This window comes from Ruegeria sp. C12 (assembly GCF_056537745.1).
Genome location: NZ_JBQFSA010000005.1, coordinates 185,886 through 202,840, shown reverse-complemented (window position 1 = coordinate 202,840; position 16,955 = coordinate 185,886). Strand labels below are relative to the sequence as shown.

Genomic DNA, 16,955 nt, shown 5'->3' with positions numbered 1-16,955 from the left:
ATTTGGATTTCCCGAATTCTAACTTTCGTTTATTTAAATCAAGCGCGCAGCCCGTGCCAAGCCCCCAATCGCCGGATCGGCAAAATTTCACCAAACTGTCGCAATGGAAAATGGGGTCAGATGCCCAGCCGGTCCCGCATCGCATACCAGGTCATCGCCAGCACCAGCAGCGGGCTGCGCAGGGCGGGGCCACCGGGGAAAGGCAAGGCGGGTACGCGGGCCAATGTATCGAACCCTTCGGCCTGTCCCAGAATGGCCAGAGCCATCAGTTGACCCGCATGAGTCGCAGTCCCGACCCCGTGGCCGGAATAGCCGGAGGCTGACAAAATATTGGGCGCAACCCGCGCAAGATACGGCATCCGGCGCATCGTAATCGCAAGCGTGCCGCCCCAGGCAAAATCGATTTTGACGTCCCGGAGATGCGGGAAAATCTCGGTCATCGGTTTGCGCACCGTCGAGGCGATGTCGGACGGAAACCGATACCCATAGCTTTCACCGCCGCCAAACAACAACCGCCCATCCGCGCTGAGGCGGAAGTAATTCACCACAAATTTCGTATCCGCAACGGCAACGTCCTGAGTGAGCACGCGCGCGGCGTCGTCCCCCAACGGCTCGGTCGCGGCGATGAAGTTGTTGATCGGCATAACCCGCGCGGCCACCTTCTGGTTCAACGCACCGAGATAGCCGTTACAGGCCAGAATGACGTTCCGGGCGCGAACCGCGCCATGCTGGGTGCGGACCAAGGCGGGGTCGCCTTCGTCGATCCCCAGAACCTCGGTGCCTTCAAAAACGCGCGCGCCTGCCATATGCGCCGCCTTTGCCAGCCCAAGCGCATAGTTCAACGGATGCAGATGCGCCGCGCCCCTGTCCAGATAGCCGCCTTTGTAGGTGGGTGAAGGGCACAGCGCATGCCCCGCCTCTTCGTCCAGCAACTCGATCTGGTCATAGCCATACCGGTCCGACAAATGGGCAGCGTGGTCATGCAGGTCGTTCTGTTCCGCAACTGACAACCCAAGCCCCGCAACGCCGGGTTTCAGATCGCAATCAATCTTGTGCTTCGCGATCAGGGACTTGACCAGATCCTTAGCGTCTTCGGCCAGATCCCACAGCTTGGCGGCATCGTCCAGCCCGACCAGCCGTTCCAGATCTTCCTGATCCATCCTCTGCGCGCTGCCCAACTGCCCGCCATTGCGGCCTGAGGCTCCGAACCCGACACGGTGCGCCTCAAGCAGCACCACATCCATCCCGGCTTCGGCCAGATGCAGCGCGGCCGACAACCCTGTATAGCCGCCGCCAACGATACATACATCGGCGCGGGCCTCGCCCTCAAACGCCGGGAACGGCTCCAGCGGATTTGCGGTCGCGGCGTACCAGCTTGCCGGATACTCGGCCTTGCGGTCATTGGAGTAGAGCAGATTCATCTTCTTCTCGTTCCAAATACGGATATCCCGAACGCCTCAACAGGCTCAGACGTTCAGCAAAAGATGCTCACGCTCCCAGGGGGAGATCACCTGCAGGAACTCCTCATACTCGGCCCGTTTTACGATACCGTAGACGCGGGCGAATTCGGGGCCCAGAATGTCATGCAACTCGGTGGCCTCGTCGAACAGATCCAGCGCGTTGCCCATGACCTGAGGGATGTCGCCGTCGCCTTCATACGCGTCGCCATAGAACTGACGGCGGGGGCGTTCCTGTTGGATTAGCCCCAGATACCCGCAGGCCAGCGACAAAGCGATGCCCAGATACGGGTTGCAATCCATCCCGGCGATGCGGTTCTCGATGCGCCGCGCCTCGGGGCCCGACAGGGGCACGCGAATGCCGGTGGTGCGGTTGTCCCGCGCCCACTCCAGATTGATCGGCGCAGCGTGGTCTTTGACGTAGCGGCGATAGGAATTCACGTAAGGCGCCATCACCGCCAGACCAGCGGGCAAATGGCTCTGCAGCCCTGCGATGAAGTGATAAAACGCATCCGTCTCACCGCCTTGCGGGCCGGAAAAGATGTTCTGACCCGTTTCAATATCTGTGATCGAGTGATGGATGTGCATGGCCGAGCCGGGCTCATCCTCAATCGGTTTTGCCATGAAGGTGGCGAAACAGTTGTGGCGCAGGGCGGCCTCGCGGATCAGGCGTTTGAAATAGAACACCTCATCGGCCAGCTTGACCGGATTGCCGTGGCGCAGGTTGATCTCCAACTGTCCCGCGCCGCCTTCCTGAGTGATGCCGTCGATCTCGAACCCCTGATGCTCCGCGAAATCATAGATGTCGTCGATCACTGGGCCGAATTCATCCACCGCAGTCATGGAATAGGCCTGCCGGGCGGCAGCCGGACGTCCAGACCGGCCCATCATCGGCTCGATTGATTGGGCGGGGTCGACATTGCGGGCGACCAGAAAGAATTCCATCTCGGGCGCGACGACAGGTTTCCAGCCTTTGTCGTGATACATCTGCACAACGCGTTTCAACACGTTGCGGGGGCTGTAGGGGATGGGCTCTCCGTCCCTGTCATAGGCGTCGTGGATCACTTGCAAGGTCCAGTCACCGGTCCAGGGTGCGGCAGATGCGGTCGTGAAATCCGGTTTCAGGATCATGTCCCGTTCGATGAACCCGTCCTCGCCCGCAGCCTCACCCCAGCCGCCCGTGATGGTCTGGTAGAAGATACTGTCGGGCAGGTGGAAATAGGATTGGCGGGCAAATTTCGAAGCCGGAACGGCCTTGCCCCGCGCGATACCGGGCAGGTCCGAGATAATGCATTCCACTTCGTCCAGCCGGTGCCCGTCGATATAGTTCTGCGCGGCCTGCGGTAAGTCGTCTGTCCAATCGGCCATCAGTCCCTCGCTTTCTTCAGGAAATCTGCCATGACCTGCGCGATCCGGGCATTATGATCCGGCGCGGTTTGCCGGTTTGCGGCGGCTTGCAACAGATCATCGGGCACCACGCCCTTGCCGCGCGTGCGCATCAGGCCCGAAACGAAGTCGTTAGTGAACTCGGGGTGGGCCTGAACCGTCCAGATCTGATCGCCATAGCGCAGCATCGCGTTCTGGCAGAAGTCGTTGTGCCCAGTGACCTCGGCCCCGTCCGGCACCGCGACAACCTGATCCTGATGCCAGGCGTTCAGCCAGACTTTTTCGCCGTCATAGTCATATTCTGTGCGCCCCACGGCCCAGCCGCCATCGAATTTCCGGACGGTTCCACCCAAGGCCTGCGCGATGATCTGGTGGCCGAAACACACGCCCACAAGCGGTTTACCGCTTTGATGGATTTCGCGGATCAGCGCCTCAAGCCGGGGGATCCACGGCAGATCCTCATACGCGCCATGGCGCGAGCCGGTGATCAGCCAGCCTTCGGCGTCGTCTGCACCGGTCGGGAAGATTCCATCAACGACGGGGTGGCTTTCAAAATCCAGCCCGTGCCCGTCCAGCAGGTCGGGAAAGAGTGAATCGTAATCCCCAAATGTCTCCCGAAGCGCATCAGGGGTGTGGCCGGTCTGTAGAATGCCGATTTTCATAGGTCACCAAATTTGATCAAATTCAGAAATACCCGAGTCCCACTCGGCGGGCAAGGGGTCAGACTGCTTCGAGGTAACTCAGCCAGTGCTGATCTTCGGGACGGTCCGCAAAGCGCGCGATTTCCTGCCGCTTGGTCATTGCCATGTTGCGGATCAGTTCGGCCGGGAACAGGCGCGTCATCAGCGGGTCCGTTTCGAACGCGTCGATGGCTGCCGCCCAACTGTCTGCCAGTTGCGGCAAGCCGTCAATCTCGTATGCGTTTCCGGTGATCGGGGCGGGGGGCGTCAGGCCGTCTTCAATCCCCAGCAGCGCCGCGCCAAGGACAGCGGTCAGCATCAGATAAGGGTTGATGTCGCCCCCGGCCACGCGGTGTTCGATCCGCCGTGCCGCCGGGGCACCGCCCGGAATGCGAATGGCTGCGGTTCTGTTTTCATAGGCCCAGCTTGCCCCCGTCGGGGCATGCGCGCTGGGCACAAGCCGGGTGTAGGAGTTCCCGTGCGGCGCAAAAATCAGGGTGCTGGCGGGCATAGCGGCAAGGCATCCGGCGACTGCAGCGCGCAGCAGATAGGTGCCTTGGGGCCCGCCATCGTCAAAGATGTTCTGGCCGTTCTGGTCAAGGACTGAGAAATGCACATGCATCCCGTTTCCGGCGTCATTAGCGTAAGGCTTTGACATGAAGGTCGCGGCAAACCCGTGTTTGCGCGCCAATCCTCGTGTCAAACCCTTGAAAAGCCATGTATCATCGGCGCAACGCATGGCGTCCTGATGGTTCAGGTTGATTTCGAACTGGCCGATCCCGCTTTCGGAAATGGCGGTCTGCGCAGGAATGCCCATTGCCGCGCAACCGTCGTAGAGGTCGTTGAAGAACGCCTCGAACGCGTCCATTTCCGCGATGGACAGGACCGCCTCGTCCGCCAGACGGTGACCTGTCACCGGGTTGATCGGTGGCTGAGGCTGAGGGCCTGAGGCGTCCAGCAGCGTGAACTCCAACTCGGTCGCGGCGACCACGGACCAGCCGCGCTGTGCATAGCGCGACAGGATGGTCCCCAGCGCGTGGCGCGGGTCGCCCGCAAAGGGCGTGCCGTCATCGTCATAAAGGCTCATGGGCACCAGGGCCGTTTCGGCGTTCAGCCACGGGACCGGAACCGCGCCGCGTTCAGTTGGCAGCAACACGCCGTCGGCGTCGCCGGTTTCAAACACCAGCGGGCTGCCTTCGATATCCGCGCCCCACAGGTCGACATTCAGGGCGGAAAACGGCATCCGAACCGCGCCCTTTGCCAGCTTGTCCGCATAGGCAGGTGGCACGCGCTTGCCCCGCATCTGCCCGTTGAGATCACAGGCCGCGACGCGGAAATTGTGAAGGGCATTCAGGTCCATCGGGGCCTCCGTTCCTCGGGTTATCCGAGATGTATCGAAGGCATGTGCGCTTGTCACGAAATTTGATCAAATTTTTTCTGGCCGGAAAAATGATATGCCGCGCCGAGTCAGTACGACCCGGCGCGGCGTATTGCGGATCAGGCGAAGCTGACCCCGTTTTCAGCCATCGGAAGCTCGGCCACCAGATTGCCCGACATTGCGCGAATAGCGTTGGCCAGGGCAGGGGCCGAGGGCGGCGTTCCGGGCTCACCCACGCCAGTTGGTGCTTCGGCAGACGGCACGATATGGACGTCGATCGCGGCAATATCGCCGATCCTCAGCGGCTCGTAATCGGGGAAGTTGAACTGATCCACCGCTCCGCTGGTCAGGGTGATCTGGTCGCGCATGACGTGCCCGATCCCGTATCCGATGCCACCTTCCATCTGGGCGCGCACAACATCCGGGTTCACGGCAATACCGCAATCGACGGCACAGGTGACCTTTTCGATCTTGATACCGCTGTCCGGATCGCCCGAAACCTCGACCACTTCGGCCGCGTAAGACCCGAAGGACTTGTGGACTGCAATCCCTTGGGACCGACCCTCTGGCGCGTTGCCCCAACCCGCTTTTTCGGTCGCCAGCTTCAAGACGGCGGCCTTGCGCTGCTGGTCCGCGTTGCTGGTGTCGGACAGATGCGCCAAACGGAACTCGACCGGGTCGCGCCCTGCGGCTTCGGCCACCAGATCCATCATGGTTTCCATCGTGTAAGCGGTGTGCGTATGACCCACCGAGCGCCACCACAGAACCGTGGTTGCCTTCGGCGTGTCCGTCAGACCCACCGCCATGCCGGGGATCGAATAGGGGCTGTCCGAAACACCCTCGACCGAGCTGTGGTCGATGCCGTCATGCACCAGAACCGCCTCGAACGGAGTGCCCTTGATCACGGATTGACCTGCGATCTGGTGCTGCCAGCCGACGATGTTGCCGTCGGCGTCCAGACCCACACGAACCTTGTGACCAAAGGCAGGGCGGTAGTACCCGCTGCGAATGTCATCCTCGCGCGTCCAGACCAGCTTGACCGGGCGCGAGCGGTCGGTGACGACAAAGGCCAGCGCAGCCTCGACCTGATAATCCGCGTCCGGTGTTGCGCGGCGACCGAAAGACCCGCCTGCCAACATGGTTTTGATGTGGATCTTCTCGGGCGGCAGTTGGAAGATCTGCTGATAGGCCATATGCGGCCCGGTCGGCATCTGCGCGCCGTCATGCAGGACGATGTCACCCTCTGCCGTCTGCTCGATGGTGCAGTTCAGCGGCTCCATCGGTGCATGGGCCAGCAGCGGGAAGTAGAAGGTCTTTTCGACAACCTTGTCTGCCCCGTCGATGGCGGCTGCCACAGCGGCGACGTCAGCCTTGTTCACGTTATATGCGGGTTCAGCATCCAGCGCCGCCATGATCTCGGCCTTGATCTGGTCCGAGTCGCGGGTTTCAGCGCCGGACAAATCCCATTCGACCTCCAACGCATCGCGTGCCTGAATCGCGGCCCAGGTGTTTTCTGCATACACGGCAACACCCGCCTGATTGGGCAGCACGGCGGCGTTGATATAGCCTTTGACCTCTTTCGACGCGCTGTCGTCAAAGCCAAGGGCGATGCTGCCTTTCGATTCCGGGCGCTTGATCATGGCGACCATCTGATTGGGCAGGTGAACGTCCATGGCATACATCGCCTGACCGTTGCCCTTGATGGCCGAATCCTTGCGACGAACGGCGTCATTACCGATCAACCGGAAATCGGACGGGTCTTTCAGGCGGGGTTCAGCGGGGGCCTCTAACTGAGACGCGGCGGCCACGAATTCAGCGATGGGCGCCGACTTGTCGCCTGCCTGCACGATGCCTTCCTCGATGGTGATGCCCGACGCGTCCACGCCCCAGCTTTGTGCGGCAGCGTTGATCAGCATCTCACGCGCCGCAGCCCCGGCCTGACGATATTGCAGCCACGAATTCGCCATCGCGGTGGACCCGCCAGTGCCCTGGAACGGGCCGAACAGAAGGTTGTTGTAGACATTCGGATCGGACGGGGCGAACTCATACTCGATCTGGTCCATGGTCAGGCCGATTTCCTCGGCGATCAGCGTCGGCAGACCGGTTGCAGGGCCCTGACCTTTTTCAAAGTGCTTTACGATAGCCGTCACGGTGCCATCGGCATCGATTTTCACAAACGGGTTGAACGTCGCGGTCTCGGACGAGGCCGCCGCCAGCGCACCATCGGGTCGGGCACCAACCAGAAGCACGGCACCAGCGGCAGCAGCGCCTTTCAGAAATCCACGGCGAGAGGTGTTGATGGTCATGATCAGGCCTCCAGAATTTCGGATGCGCGCTGGATACCGGCGCGGATGCGTTGATAGGTGGCGCAGCGGCAGGCGTTGCCAGCCATGTAGTCGTCGATTTCTTCAACTGACGGCTTGGGGTTTTCAGACAGCAGCCCAACCGCAGACATCACCTGACCGGATTGGCAATACCCGCATTGAACGACATCAAGTTCAACCCAGGCCTGTTGAACAGCAGCGCCGATTTTGTCATCGCCAATGGCTTCGATTGTGGTGATCTCGGCACCTTCGACATCTTCGACATAGGTTTGGCAGGACCGAACGGGTTCACCATCCAGATGCACGGTGCACGCGCCGCACGAGGCGACACCGCAACCAAATTTGGTTCCTGTCAGCTTCAGCTCATCACGGATCACCCACAAAAGGGGCGTGCCGGGTTCGGCGTCGACCGTGTGGGTCTGGCCGTTCAGTTTCAAAGTAAGGGTCATAGGGGGACTCTCCTGTTGGCTAATTACCTGAGTCGGTAAACTGGCGCGTTTACAAGTGGCATAATTTTCGCGACCTGTAAACTGGTGAGTTTACGAAGGGTTTGACCCGCGCCGGTCAATGGGTCTATAGCTCGGGTATGAACGAATGCAGCGCCCCGAATGCGTCCAAATACGCACAGATCATCGATGCTGCCGTGGCCGAGTTTCTGGAAAAAGGGTTCGCCGCGGCCAGTATGGATCGCATTTCGGCCAAGGCCGAAGTGTCCAAGCGCACGCTGTATAAGTATTTCGAAAGCAAGGAGAACCTCTTCCGCTCCATCGTGGTGGAACTGTCAAACAGGTTCGCGGAAGTGGTCGAGATGAAGTACGAAAAGGGCCGCGATATACGCGCGCAACTGACCGAGCTTGCCTGGGCCGAAGGCCGCATTCTGATGCTGCCGGATGTGATTGCGATGTCGCGCATGGTGATAAGCGAAACCCTGCGCAACCCATCCCTTGCGGTCGAGGCGCAGGGCAAGCTGGATAAAACAGCCGTGTTCTCGGACATGCTGCGCAATGCGGCGGAAGACGGTCAGTTAAAAATCGACAACCCCGATCAGGCCGGGAAAGAGTTTATCGGCTTGATCAAGGCCCGCGCCTTTTGGCCGATGCTGTTCAGCGGTTCGGTCCTGAGCCAATCTGAAATGGCCGAAACGATCGAGAACAGCGTCGATATGATGATCAGCCGCTACGGCATCGAGACCTGACACACACCGTGAACGACGGGCGCGTCCACCATTTGTGCCGGCGATAGGCCTTGAGAATTTAGTCTAAAAACAATGGATTGACGACCGTCGCATGCGTCCGGCACCTGATGGTTTGGAAAATTTCCACCACCGGGTAAGATGAAATTGCATCTGCTCAAAGGAAATTTCTAGTGCCTTGGGGTGATTTGGTCGAACTTCTGGGGGGCTCAGCCATCATTCTGGCTGTACTTGCCGTGTTCTGGAAGGGTGACGACTGCATATCGAAAGAGTTCAGGGATGATCTGGCCGCCTGGCTGATATTGCTTAAGCCACCCCCCGGAAACAGCCCTGTCGTTCAATCCGTTTTGGCGATGTTCGAAAAGTTCTTCGGGGAACGGCACTTGAGCTGGAAATGCCTTAGCAGATCGTTTGTTCTCTCAGCCGTTTTCTTTTTCTCGGTGGTCTTACTGATGCGACTTTTCCTTCCGAACAGTCGACAACCATTGGGCGACGAAGAAATAACTGCGTCAAACATATTCATGCTCCTATTGGCAGGATTGCTTTTTAACGGGATCGGAGACTATCCGGCGCTTTACGTCACCAGAAAGGTCTTGCAGCAGAGTTTAAAAAAATCGATGTCGCTAAGCTGGGCAATATTCTTCGATCTGGTGTTCACAGCCCTCATCATTTTTGTCATCATATTAGTAATCATATGGCTGTTCACTCAGGCCTTCGGCGCCACGTCGTCCGGTCTGCTAAAAACCGCTTTTGTCTTTCTCTATGGGTTTTTGGGCGCATTTGGCTTTGATGCTGACGGCATTGACAGCCCCTTGGGCTTTGCCGTTCTTTTTACAGCTTTCATCACCAGCTTTTGGCTCTGGGCAGCTGCGCTTGGAACGCTGCTGATCCGCTTGCTGGCCCGCTCTGGCCCGATCCTTTCCGCGCTGCAATATGCGCTGCCAATCGAAGAGAAGCCTATCCGGTCAATGGGAATCGTCGGCTTTCTGGTCTTTTTTGCCTACCTGCTGATCACAATAGCTCTGTGATCAGTTTGAATGGCGGCAAGTTGGGTGCGCCGAATTGAAACCCATCCAACGCTATGGCTGAAAGATCAGGTTCGCGCACCGTTGAAGACCTGAAAGGTCGATAGTAATTCCAGACAAAGAAGTGCTAGACCGGGCCAGCCGGGTTTCGGCGGCAGGCGGGATGCAACTTGTACCCCGACCAAGACGGAGATTTGCTGTGACTGGCAAAGCAAAAACAGCAGCGCGTTTAAGCGTGGCACCGATGATGGACTGGACGGACCGCCATTGCCGGTATCTGCACCGGCTGCTTAGCCGCGAAACGTTGTTGTATACCGAGATGGTGACAGCCCCCGCACTGGTTCGGGGTGGGGCGCTGCATCTTCTTGAATACAGCCCGCAGGAACACCCGGTTGCCCTGCAACTTGGCGGCTCGGACCCGCAAGAGCTGGCGCAGGCGGCGCGGCTTGGGGCGGATGCTGACTATGATGAGATCAACCTGAATTGCGGCTGCCCCTCGGACCGTGTGCAATCGGGAACCTTCGGGGCCGTGTTGATGCGAGAGCCCGCGCGCGTTGCCGACTGCGTGGCTGCGATGCGCGAGGCTGTGGATGTTGACGTCACGGTCAAATGCCGGATCGGGGTGGATGATCAGGACCCGCAAGAGGTTCTGCCCGAGTTTCTGACCCAAATCCGGGCCGCAGGCTGTGATCGGGTCACGATCCACGCGCGCAAGGCGTGGTTGCAGGGTCTCAGCCCCAAGGAAAACCGGGATATCCCGCCTCTCGACTATGATCTGGTGCATCGGATGAAGGCTGAATTTCCGGACATGCATGTCTCGATCAATGGGGGCATCACCTCATTGAACGAAGCGCGTGTGCATCTGGATGCCGGTTTGGATGGGGTCATGATCGGTCGGGCTGCCTATCATCAGCCCACGGATATTCTGGCCGAAGCGGATGTTCAGATTTACCAGACCGGAACCCCGTCAGACCCGATTGCAGTCGTTCAACAAATGGTGCCTTATGTCGAACGCCACCTTGCCAATGGTGGGCGTTTGCACCAGATCACGCGACATATGCTTGGCCTGTTTGCCGGGCGTCCGGGGGCCAGAGCATGGCGGCGGGCCTTGTCCGAAGGTGCGGTGAATGAAGGCGCCGGGCCCGAGGTGATGCTGCAAGCGCTGGACCGCGTCGCACCCTTGGCCGAGGCCTGAACGAGTAACACCGGCCCGCGCCGGTATTTTTGGGGGAAAGATGCCCGAGACGATGTTGCTGGCCCAAATGCTGGGTCTTTTGCTTGTGATCGGGGCGTTTGCCGGGGTGCTGGCAGGGCTGTTGGGGGTCGGGGGTGGCATTGTTCTGGTACCCGCGTTCTTCTACGCCTTTCAGACGCTTGGCTATGGCGGCCCGCAATTGATGCAGCTGTGTCTTGCCACGTCGCTGGCAACCATAATCGTGACCTCCATCCGATCTGTTCTGGCCCATAACAAGAAGGGCGCGGTGGACTGGGACATCCTGCGCGGCTGGGGGCCGGGGATTGCTGTCGGTGCGATTGTCGGTGTTCTGGTGGCGTCGGCCCTGCGGACCGAGGCGCTGCAGGCCCTGTTTGGCGTTCTGGGTATGGTGATCGGTGCCTATCTGGGCCTTGGCAAATCCGAATGGCGCTTGGGCGATGCGATGCCAAAGGGCGTGAAACGCGCGGCGCTGTCGCCCTCGGTCGGGTTTCTGTCCGTGCTGATGGGCATCGGCGGCGGCAGCTTTGGTGTCCCGTTGATGAGCCTTTACAACACGCCCATTCACCGCGCCGTCGCAACCGCGGCGGGGTTTGGCGTGATTATTGCCGTCCCATCGGTTCTGGGCTTCCTTTTCCTTGGCATCGCGGCCGAGCACCGACCGCCGCTGACGATCGGGGCCGTGAACCTTGTGGCCTTTGGAATTGTCGTGGCCATGACCATGATCACCGCGCCATGGGGGGTGAAGCTGGCCCACGCGATGGACCCGAAACCCCTGAAACGGGTCTTTGCGGTGTTCCTGACGCTGGTTGCGTTGAATATGCTGCGCAAGGCGCTGGGATGGTAGATGACTTCTGGTCCAAGGGCTGGGTCAAGTTCCCCTATGATCCCTTGCTGGCGGCATGGGTCGCTCATGTACTTCCGGTGGCCCGACAGTCCGTAGACGACCCGGCCTATGCCGAATGGCTGGATTGCGAGGGGACGTGGTTTGTGGGCGTGGATGCCTTGGCCAATGATGCGCAGGGCAGGGTCGGGCAATCGGGGCCTCTGACCGGGGTTGCGATGTCATTCATTCAGGATCACTACGGGAACCTGCCGCTGCATAGGGGGCAGGTCTCGGTCATCCAACCGGGCTATCCGCGTCCCCGACGCGGAGAGAGTGACGCCGCCGCGCGCTATCGCCGAAACCGGGATGCTGCGCATGTGGATGGGTTGCGCCCGATGGGTCCGGACCGCCGCCGCCGGGTTGATGAGCCTCACGCATGGATTCTGGGCATCCCGCTGACCGAAGCCAGCGAAGACGCCGCCCCAATGGTGCTGTGGGAAGGCAGCCATAAGCTGCTGGGCGACACGTTCCGGAACGCTTTGGCCGGGCACCCAAGGGACGGTCTGCACAAGGTCGATATCACCGACGCCTATCAGGCCGCGCGGCGAGAGGTGTTCGAAACCTGTCCCCGGATCGCTTTACCCGCCAAACCGGGCGAGGCGTATCTGCTGCATCGCCATTGCCTGCACGGGGTTGCAGCATGGGGCGACAGCGCCACCGCTGGCCCTGATGGTCGAATGATCGCCTATTTCCGCCCCGAGTTCACGGGGGGAGTGGCCGAATGGATCGAATCTCCGTAGTCTCCGCCCATTGATTTTTGGTGGAGAATTAGGGTCATGATTACAGTTCACAGAAATTCTGACGGCGCATTGATCGAAGTTGAACTGTCCGGTCAGGTCACCAGCACCGACTACTCTGAAACCCTTGTTCCCGCGATCGAGGCCGCATTGGCCGAACATGATACGGTCGGCCTGCTGGCCATCGTGCAGCCCGAATTCAAAGGGTATGACCTGGGGGCCGCGTGGTCGGACACCAAGCTGGGCCTGAGCCATTGGCGCGGCTTTGACCGGATTGGCGTGGTGGCCGATCAGGGATGGGTTCAGACCAGTGTCCGGCTGGCCGCCCCGATCCTGCCATGCCCTCTGCATGTATTCGAATTGGCCGAGCTAGAGGCGGCACGGCGCTGGATGCGGGAATCGCTGGGATCGATCCATGTCACCGATCTGGGTGGATCCTGCGTGCAACTGAGCCTTCTGGGAAAGCTGGACCCCGAAGAATACGCCAAGGCCGGGCGCGATCTGGACCTGCTTTTGCAGGATCGCGAGGGGTTCCGACTGCTTATTGACCTGCGCGAATTTGACGGGTGGCAGGGGCTGTCGGCATTGGCTGCGCATTTTCGTCTGGCCAGCGGCCATATCCGGATGCTGGATCGCGCGGCGATTGTCGGCAACAAGGCATGGCAGCAGATGGCGCAACGCGTCGCCAGTCACGTCCTTGGCACGCGCACGCAATTCTTCCCCTCGGAAGAGATCGAAAACGCCAAATCCTGGCTGTCTGCGGGCTGATTTCTGACCACATTTGATTCGAAAACGGGCCCAGCACCCGAAAAATGGCCTTTTGGGCCCCAGATATCGTCATTTTGTGACGTAAGGGAATTTGTTGGAATTTGTGGGGTTTAGTGTTTTCAACCTCAAAAACGAGGAAAATATGAGTGTTTTCCCCGTAAAAATGAAGTTTGCATTGATTAGCTCAGCCTCGTTGCCGCGGGTTGCCACTCACATTCAGCTACGTTCTTGAGCCGACCCTCGGAGCTCGGACGCGACCCGCGGCGACATCGATTATTTAATTCACTACAGGATGCTCGAAATGACGTTCAGGACTGTCTTAAATAAAATCTTTTCCGGAAACGGAGTTGTGCTGCCTTTGCCGGGTGATTTGGCCCGTGACGATCAACAAGGCCCGATCTCCGACCAGCCTCGGACAAGCCAGTCAGAGATCATCAATCTGTTTGCAGAAGAATTGCGCGGTCGGGAACCGATTCACAGCGCGACCGATGCCAAGGACGAGGACCGGCGCGTCAAAACGAACTAGGGGTTTAGGAACCGTTCAACCGGGCCGCCCGACCGCCGCGACGTTTTGCCAGGCGTGGCTTGCGGGCGGGCAGGTCTTCCATGATCTCGGCGCGTTCGCTGCTGTCCATCTTGGACCACCGGGTGATCTCGTCGATGGTGCGGTAGCAGCCGGTGCAGATCCTTTCGGTCGGGTGTACGACACAGATCTGGACACACGGGCTTTCAACCTCGTTCCGTTTCCAAACCATATTCGTCATCAGCGGTCTCCGACCAGTTATAGAAAGCGCAGCCTGTCCAGCGCTCCTTGCAGGATATAACCGGCTGCGACGTGGTCGATAACCTGTCCGCGACGTTTTCGTGTCGTATCCGCCTCGAGCAGTGCCTTTTCTGCCGCAACCGTGCTGAGCCGTTCGTCCCAGAACCCGATGGAGACGTCGGTCAGGCGCGACAGATTGCGGGCAAAGGCGCGGGTGGATTGGCACCTTGGACCCTCAGTCCCGTCCATGTTCTTAGGCAGGCCCAGAATGACGCCGCCAATCTCGCGATCTGCGATGATCTCAAGCAAACGGGCGGAATCCAGAGTGAACTTCTTGCGTCGCACGGTTTCCAGCGGGCTGGCCACGCCGCGCATCCGGTCCGAGACCGCGACGCCGATGGTCTTTTCCCCAAGGTCCAGCCCCATCAGCGCGGTCATCGGGGGCAGGGCGGCTGCGAAGTCTTCGAACGCGTCGTGGATCATTGCGCGATCCCGGCCTGCAGGGCGGCCGCGTCCAGCATCTGCAACGCATCCGCGTTATCGGCAAACACCACTTTCGCTTCCTTGTGGATATCTATGGCCCGCTGGCCTTGGCCCAGAACCCCAAGTGCTGCAATCAGACGGGCCCATTCCTCGGGCGAGCCGCCTTCGGTCGCCAACCGGTCTGAAAGCTGGTCGACCATGCCCTGAATCATCTCCTGCCGTTCTTCCGGCGTCAGCTCGGCTGCGGCGGCCATATCCTCTTGGCTGGGTCCGGGGGCCGGTGCAATGTCCGGCGCGTTGAAAACACCTGCTCGGAAGGCAAGCTCATCCAGTTGAACCCTGATCGCCTCGGCCCAGGGCGCGCCCTGGGGGGCGTCGCGCAGGGTTTCGATCCACATTCGATAAGCGATGTCCGGGCGTCCGACCTGCGCCAACATCTGGCCCAGATAGTACCGGGCCGGCCCGTGCCGTGGATCGCGATCCAGCGCTTGCGACAGTGCCTGCTCGGCCTCGGGCGAGACATATCCGTTGGCCGCCAGAATCATCATCTCGGCGAAATCCGCATAGGCATCGGCGGTTGCGGTGTCTCCGGACAGCTCGATCACCCGCTGCTGCGCCTGGTATCCAGCCTTGAAGTTGCCAGCGTTGGTTTCGTGCTGAGCCAACAGCATATGCCCCTGCAGATCTTCGGGCCGTGCTTCAACTGTTTCGCGCAACTGGTTGAGAAGGTTGGCGTAACTTTCATCCAACTCGCGCGGTGGCGGTGGTGTCGCCAACTCCTCGGCAGCGGCTTGCGGTGGGCGGTTTGCACGCACCTCCTCGGCCAGTTCGATGCGGTCGGTCAGGGGCATATCTGGCAGACCAACCGCGCCGATCCGCTGATACATCCACAACCCGCCGCCCGCCAGAACCACGGTCAGACACGCAATTGTGATCGCGGATACAACGCCCGACGGTCCGGCACCTGCGACCTCTTTGGCCATCTGCGCATCTGCTGCCAGAATGCGGCGCGAGATTTCGGTGCGGACCCGTTCGGCATCCGCTTCACCAATGACACCGCGCGCCAGATCGCGGTCAACGCTGGCCAGTTGTTCCCGATAGACCCGCAAATCATAGGCCGCCGCAGGCTCGGCGCCGCGACGGCCACGCAGCAGGCTGTAGCTCAGGAACGCCGCGATCAACAGCGCAATGATCAGTAGCAGAACCCAGAACGTCATGGTCCCTCCGAAATAGCTGCTTTGACTTAGACCTGTCAGACGCCCGACAAAAGGGACAAATGGCCGCGAAAGGGCGACATGTCGCAATAGTGCTATATTGTGGCGTTGCCCGGCAGGGGTAGAGTCGGCCAACACGGCATATCTTCGCACAATCACCGAACCGGATGGATTCGCTTATGAAACACTATTCAGCCTTTGCTGTGGCGCGCGAAGCGTTGCGCTATCACACAGGATGGGAACGCGCTTGGCGGTCCCCCCAGCCCAAGAAACGCTATGACGTGATCATCGTCGGTGCGGGGGGGCATGGTCTGGCGACGGCCTATTACCTTGGCAAGAACTACGGCATCCAGAACGTCGCCGTGATCGAAAAGGGCTGGCTGGGTGGTGGCAACACCGGTCGGAATACGACCATCATCCGGTCGAACTATCTGCAGGACCCATCGGCCGCGATCTACGAAAAGGCGCGCAGCCTCTATGAAGACCTGAGCCAGGACCTGAACTACAACGTCATGTTCAGCCCGCGCGGCGTGATGATGCTGGCCCAGACTCAGCACGAAATTCGCGGCTATCAGCGCACCGCCCACGCAAACGCGCTGCAAGGCGTCAAGACCGAGTGGATCGGCCCCGAGCGCGTCAAAGAACTGGTCCCGATCATCAATATCGACGGTCCGCGCTATCCGGTACTGGGGGCGCTGTGGCAGGAACGCGGCGGCACCGCGCGCCATGATGCGGTGGCCTGGGGCTATGCCCGCGCCTGTTCGGCGATGGGGATGGACATCATCCAGCAATGCGAAGTCAAAGGCGTTCGGTCCGAAAATGGTCGCGTTGTCGGCGTCGACACCACCAAAGGCTCGATCGACTGTGACAAGCTGGGGATCGTAGTGGCAGGCCATTCCGGTCAACTGGCCGAGATGGCGGGCTTCCGTCTGCCTTTGGAGGCGATTGCCCTGCAGGCGCTGGTGTCAGAGCCGATCAAACCCTGCATGGATGTGGTCGTGATGGCCAACACCGTGCACGGTTATATGTCGCAGTCCGACAAGGGCGAGATGGTGATTGGCGGTGGCACCGACGGGTTCAACAACTACACCCAGCGCGGCAGCTTCCACCACATCGAGGAAACGGTACGGGCACTGGTCGAGACCTTCCCGATGATCTCGCGCCTGAAGATGCTGCGCCAATGGGGCGGGATCGTGGATATGACCGGGGATCGCTCGCCCATCCTGTCGTCAACACCTCTGGGCAATTGCTTCATCAACTGCGGATGGGGCACCGGCGGCTTCAAGGCCATTCCGGGCTCGGGCTGGGGCATGGCACAGCTGATGGCCACGGGGCATTCGCCACTGACCGAGGCATTCTCGCTGGACCGCTTCAAAGAGGGCCGCTTCATCGACGAAAGCGTCGCCGCCGGGGTGGCGCACTAAGGGGCTGCCCGAAGGTGCCAAAGAA

General features: G+C 60.2%; 17 protein-coding genes. 8 read left to right on the top strand and 9 right to left on the bottom strand.

Annotation, left to right across the window (positions count from 1 at the left end; all coding sequences use genetic code 11):
* Nucleotides 1–116: 116 nt before the first annotated feature.
* From ACR0C9_RS12035 to ACR0C9_RS12010, 6 genes are all read right to left on the bottom strand, one after another.
* Nucleotides 117–1,421, bottom strand: a complete 1,305-nt coding sequence (locus tag ACR0C9_RS12035) for an NAD(P)/FAD-dependent oxidoreductase (protein WP_480781097.1) — start codon at nt 1,419–1,421, stop codon at nt 117–119.
* Between the two features lie 45 nt (nt 1,422–1,466).
* The gene (locus tag ACR0C9_RS12030; protein WP_170449702.1) at nt 1,467–2,825 is read right to left on the bottom strand and encodes a glutamine synthetase family protein; all 1,359 of its coding nucleotides are present in this window, start codon (nt 2,823–2,825) and stop codon (nt 1,467–1,469) included.
* Entirely contained in the window at nt 2,825–3,505 is a 681-nt protein-coding gene (locus ACR0C9_RS12025; protein ID WP_480781096.1) for a type 1 glutamine amidotransferase, read from the bottom strand. The genes ACR0C9_RS12030 and ACR0C9_RS12025 overlap by 1 nt, the downstream gene beginning before the upstream one ends.
* A gap of 58 nt (nt 3,506–3,563) precedes the next feature.
* Entirely contained in the window at nt 3,564–4,883 is a 1,320-nt protein-coding gene (locus ACR0C9_RS12020) for a glutamine synthetase family protein (protein ID WP_480781095.1), read from the bottom strand.
* Between the two features lie 137 nt (nt 4,884–5,020).
* Entirely contained in the window at nt 5,021–7,207 is a 2,187-nt protein-coding gene (locus ACR0C9_RS12015) for a xanthine dehydrogenase family protein molybdopterin-binding subunit (RefSeq protein ID WP_480781094.1), read from the bottom strand.
* A 2-nt stretch (nt 7,208–7,209) separates the two neighbouring features.
* Entirely contained in the window at nt 7,210–7,674 is a 465-nt protein-coding gene (locus tag ACR0C9_RS12010) for a (2Fe-2S)-binding protein (RefSeq protein ID WP_170449709.1), read from the bottom strand.
* A 137-nt stretch (nt 7,675–7,811) separates the two neighbouring features.
* On the opposite strand from ACR0C9_RS12010, the gene ACR0C9_RS12005 reads away from it, so the two are divergent.
* From ACR0C9_RS12005 to ACR0C9_RS11975, 7 genes are all read left to right on the top strand, one after another.
* Nucleotides 7,812–8,420 (top strand): TetR/AcrR family transcriptional regulator, encoded by a 609-nt coding sequence (locus ACR0C9_RS12005; RefSeq protein WP_170449712.1) that lies wholly within the window; start codon nt 7,812–7,814, stop codon nt 8,418–8,420.
* Between the two features lie 185 nt (nt 8,421–8,605).
* Complete coding sequence (locus ACR0C9_RS12000; RefSeq protein ID WP_480781093.1) at nt 8,606–9,445, top strand: hypothetical protein; 840 nt, start codon at nt 8,606–8,608, stop codon at nt 9,443–9,445.
* A 160-nt stretch (nt 9,446–9,605) separates the two neighbouring features.
* Nucleotides 9,606–10,637, top strand: a complete 1,032-nt coding sequence (gene dusA, locus ACR0C9_RS11995; protein ID WP_480781092.1) for a tRNA dihydrouridine(20/20a) synthase DusA — start codon at nt 9,606–9,608, stop codon at nt 10,635–10,637.
* 40 nt (nt 10,638–10,677) lie between these two features.
* Nucleotides 10,678–11,502, top strand: coding sequence for a sulfite exporter TauE/SafE family protein (locus tag ACR0C9_RS11990; protein ID WP_480708373.1), 825 nt, complete (start codon nt 10,678–10,680; stop codon nt 11,500–11,502).
* Nucleotides 11,496–12,281 carry a hypothetical protein gene (locus tag ACR0C9_RS11985; protein ID WP_480781091.1) on the top strand — a complete coding sequence of 262 codons (786 nt, stop codon included), beginning with the start codon at nt 11,496–11,498 and terminating at the stop codon, nt 12,279–12,281. Before ACR0C9_RS11990 ends, ACR0C9_RS11985 begins: the two co-directional genes overlap by 7 nt.
* A gap of 36 nt (nt 12,282–12,317) precedes the next feature.
* On the top strand, nt 12,318–13,046 hold the full coding sequence (locus tag ACR0C9_RS11980) for a SpoIIAA family protein (protein WP_170449726.1): 729 nt from the start codon (nt 12,318–12,320) through the stop codon (nt 13,044–13,046).
* A 292-nt stretch (nt 13,047–13,338) separates the two neighbouring features.
* Nucleotides 13,339–13,572, top strand: coding sequence for a hypothetical protein (locus ACR0C9_RS11975; RefSeq protein ID WP_170449730.1), 234 nt, complete (start codon nt 13,339–13,341; stop codon nt 13,570–13,572).
* A gap of 4 nt (nt 13,573–13,576) precedes the next feature.
* Here ACR0C9_RS11975 and ACR0C9_RS11970 read toward each other — a convergent pair whose 3' ends face one another.
* The 3 genes from ACR0C9_RS11970 to ccmI are packed head-to-tail and all read right to left on the bottom strand — an operon-like array spanning nt 13,577 to nt 15,509.
* Nucleotides 13,577–13,810, bottom strand: coding sequence for a DUF1289 domain-containing protein (locus ACR0C9_RS11970; RefSeq protein ID WP_170449733.1), 234 nt, complete (start codon nt 13,808–13,810; stop codon nt 13,577–13,579).
* Nucleotides 13,811–13,827: 17 nt separating this feature from the next.
* On the bottom strand, nt 13,828–14,292 hold the full coding sequence (gene ruvX, locus ACR0C9_RS11965) for a Holliday junction resolvase RuvX (protein WP_170449736.1): 465 nt from the start codon (nt 14,290–14,292) through the stop codon (nt 13,828–13,830).
* Complete coding sequence (gene ccmI, locus ACR0C9_RS11960) at nt 14,289–15,509, bottom strand: c-type cytochrome biogenesis protein CcmI (protein ID WP_170449738.1); 1,221 nt, start codon at nt 15,507–15,509, stop codon at nt 14,289–14,291. Before ccmI ends, ruvX begins: the two co-directional genes overlap by 4 nt.
* Nucleotides 15,510–15,685: 176 nt before the next feature.
* Between ccmI and ACR0C9_RS11955 the strand changes: the two genes are divergently transcribed.
* Entirely contained in the window at nt 15,686–16,930 is a 1,245-nt protein-coding gene (locus ACR0C9_RS11955) for a sarcosine oxidase subunit beta family protein (protein ID WP_170449741.1), read from the top strand.
* Nucleotides 16,931–16,955: the final 25 nt, after the last annotated feature.

Excerpts from the sequence above, each read along its gene's own strand:
- ACR0C9_RS12010 (WP_170449709.1), bottom strand. The coding sequence starts at position 7,674 with ATGACCCTTACTTTGAAACTGAACGGCCAGACCCACACGGTCGACGCC.
- ACR0C9_RS12025 (WP_480781096.1), bottom strand. The coding sequence starts at position 3,505 with ATGAAAATCGGCATTCTACAGACCGGCCACACCCCTGATGCGCTTCGG.
- ACR0C9_RS12005 (WP_170449712.1), top strand. The coding sequence starts at position 7,812 with ATGAACGAATGCAGCGCCCCGAATGCGTCCAAATACGCACAGATCATC.
- ACR0C9_RS12015 (WP_480781094.1), bottom strand. The coding sequence starts at position 7,207 with ATGACCATCAACACCTCTCGCCGTGGATTTCTGAAAGGCGCTGCTGCC.
- ACR0C9_RS11985 (WP_480781091.1), top strand. The coding sequence starts at position 11,496 with ATGGTAGATGACTTCTGGTCCAAGGGCTGGGTCAAGTTCCCCTATGAT.
- dusA (WP_480781092.1), top strand. The coding sequence starts at position 9,606 with ATGCAACTTGTACCCCGACCAAGACGGAGATTTGCTGTGACTGGCAAA.
- ACR0C9_RS11990 (WP_480708373.1), top strand. The coding sequence starts at position 10,678 with ATGCCCGAGACGATGTTGCTGGCCCAAATGCTGGGTCTTTTGCTTGTG.
- ACR0C9_RS12020 (WP_480781095.1), bottom strand. The coding sequence starts at position 4,883 with ATGGACCTGAATGCCCTTCACAATTTCCGCGTCGCGGCCTGTGATCTC.
- ACR0C9_RS11975 (WP_170449730.1), top strand. The coding sequence starts at position 13,339 with ATGCTCGAAATGACGTTCAGGACTGTCTTAAATAAAATCTTTTCCGGA.
- ruvX (WP_170449736.1), bottom strand. The coding sequence starts at position 14,292 with ATGATCCACGACGCGTTCGAAGACTTCGCAGCCGCCCTGCCCCCGATG.
- ACR0C9_RS11955 (WP_170449741.1), top strand. The coding sequence starts at position 15,686 with ATGAAACACTATTCAGCCTTTGCTGTGGCGCGCGAAGCGTTGCGCTAT.
- ACR0C9_RS11970 (WP_170449733.1), bottom strand. The coding sequence starts at position 13,810 with ATGACGAATATGGTTTGGAAACGGAACGAGGTTGAAAGCCCGTGTGTC.
- ccmI (WP_170449738.1), bottom strand. The coding sequence starts at position 15,509 with ATGACGTTCTGGGTTCTGCTACTGATCATTGCGCTGTTGATCGCGGCG.
- ACR0C9_RS12035 (WP_480781097.1), bottom strand. The coding sequence starts at position 1,421 with ATGAATCTGCTCTACTCCAATGACCGCAAGGCCGAGTATCCGGCAAGC.
- ACR0C9_RS12030 (WP_170449702.1), bottom strand. The coding sequence starts at position 2,825 with ATGGCCGATTGGACAGACGACTTACCGCAGGCCGCGCAGAACTATATC.
- ACR0C9_RS11980 (WP_170449726.1), top strand. The coding sequence starts at position 12,318 with ATGATTACAGTTCACAGAAATTCTGACGGCGCATTGATCGAAGTTGAA.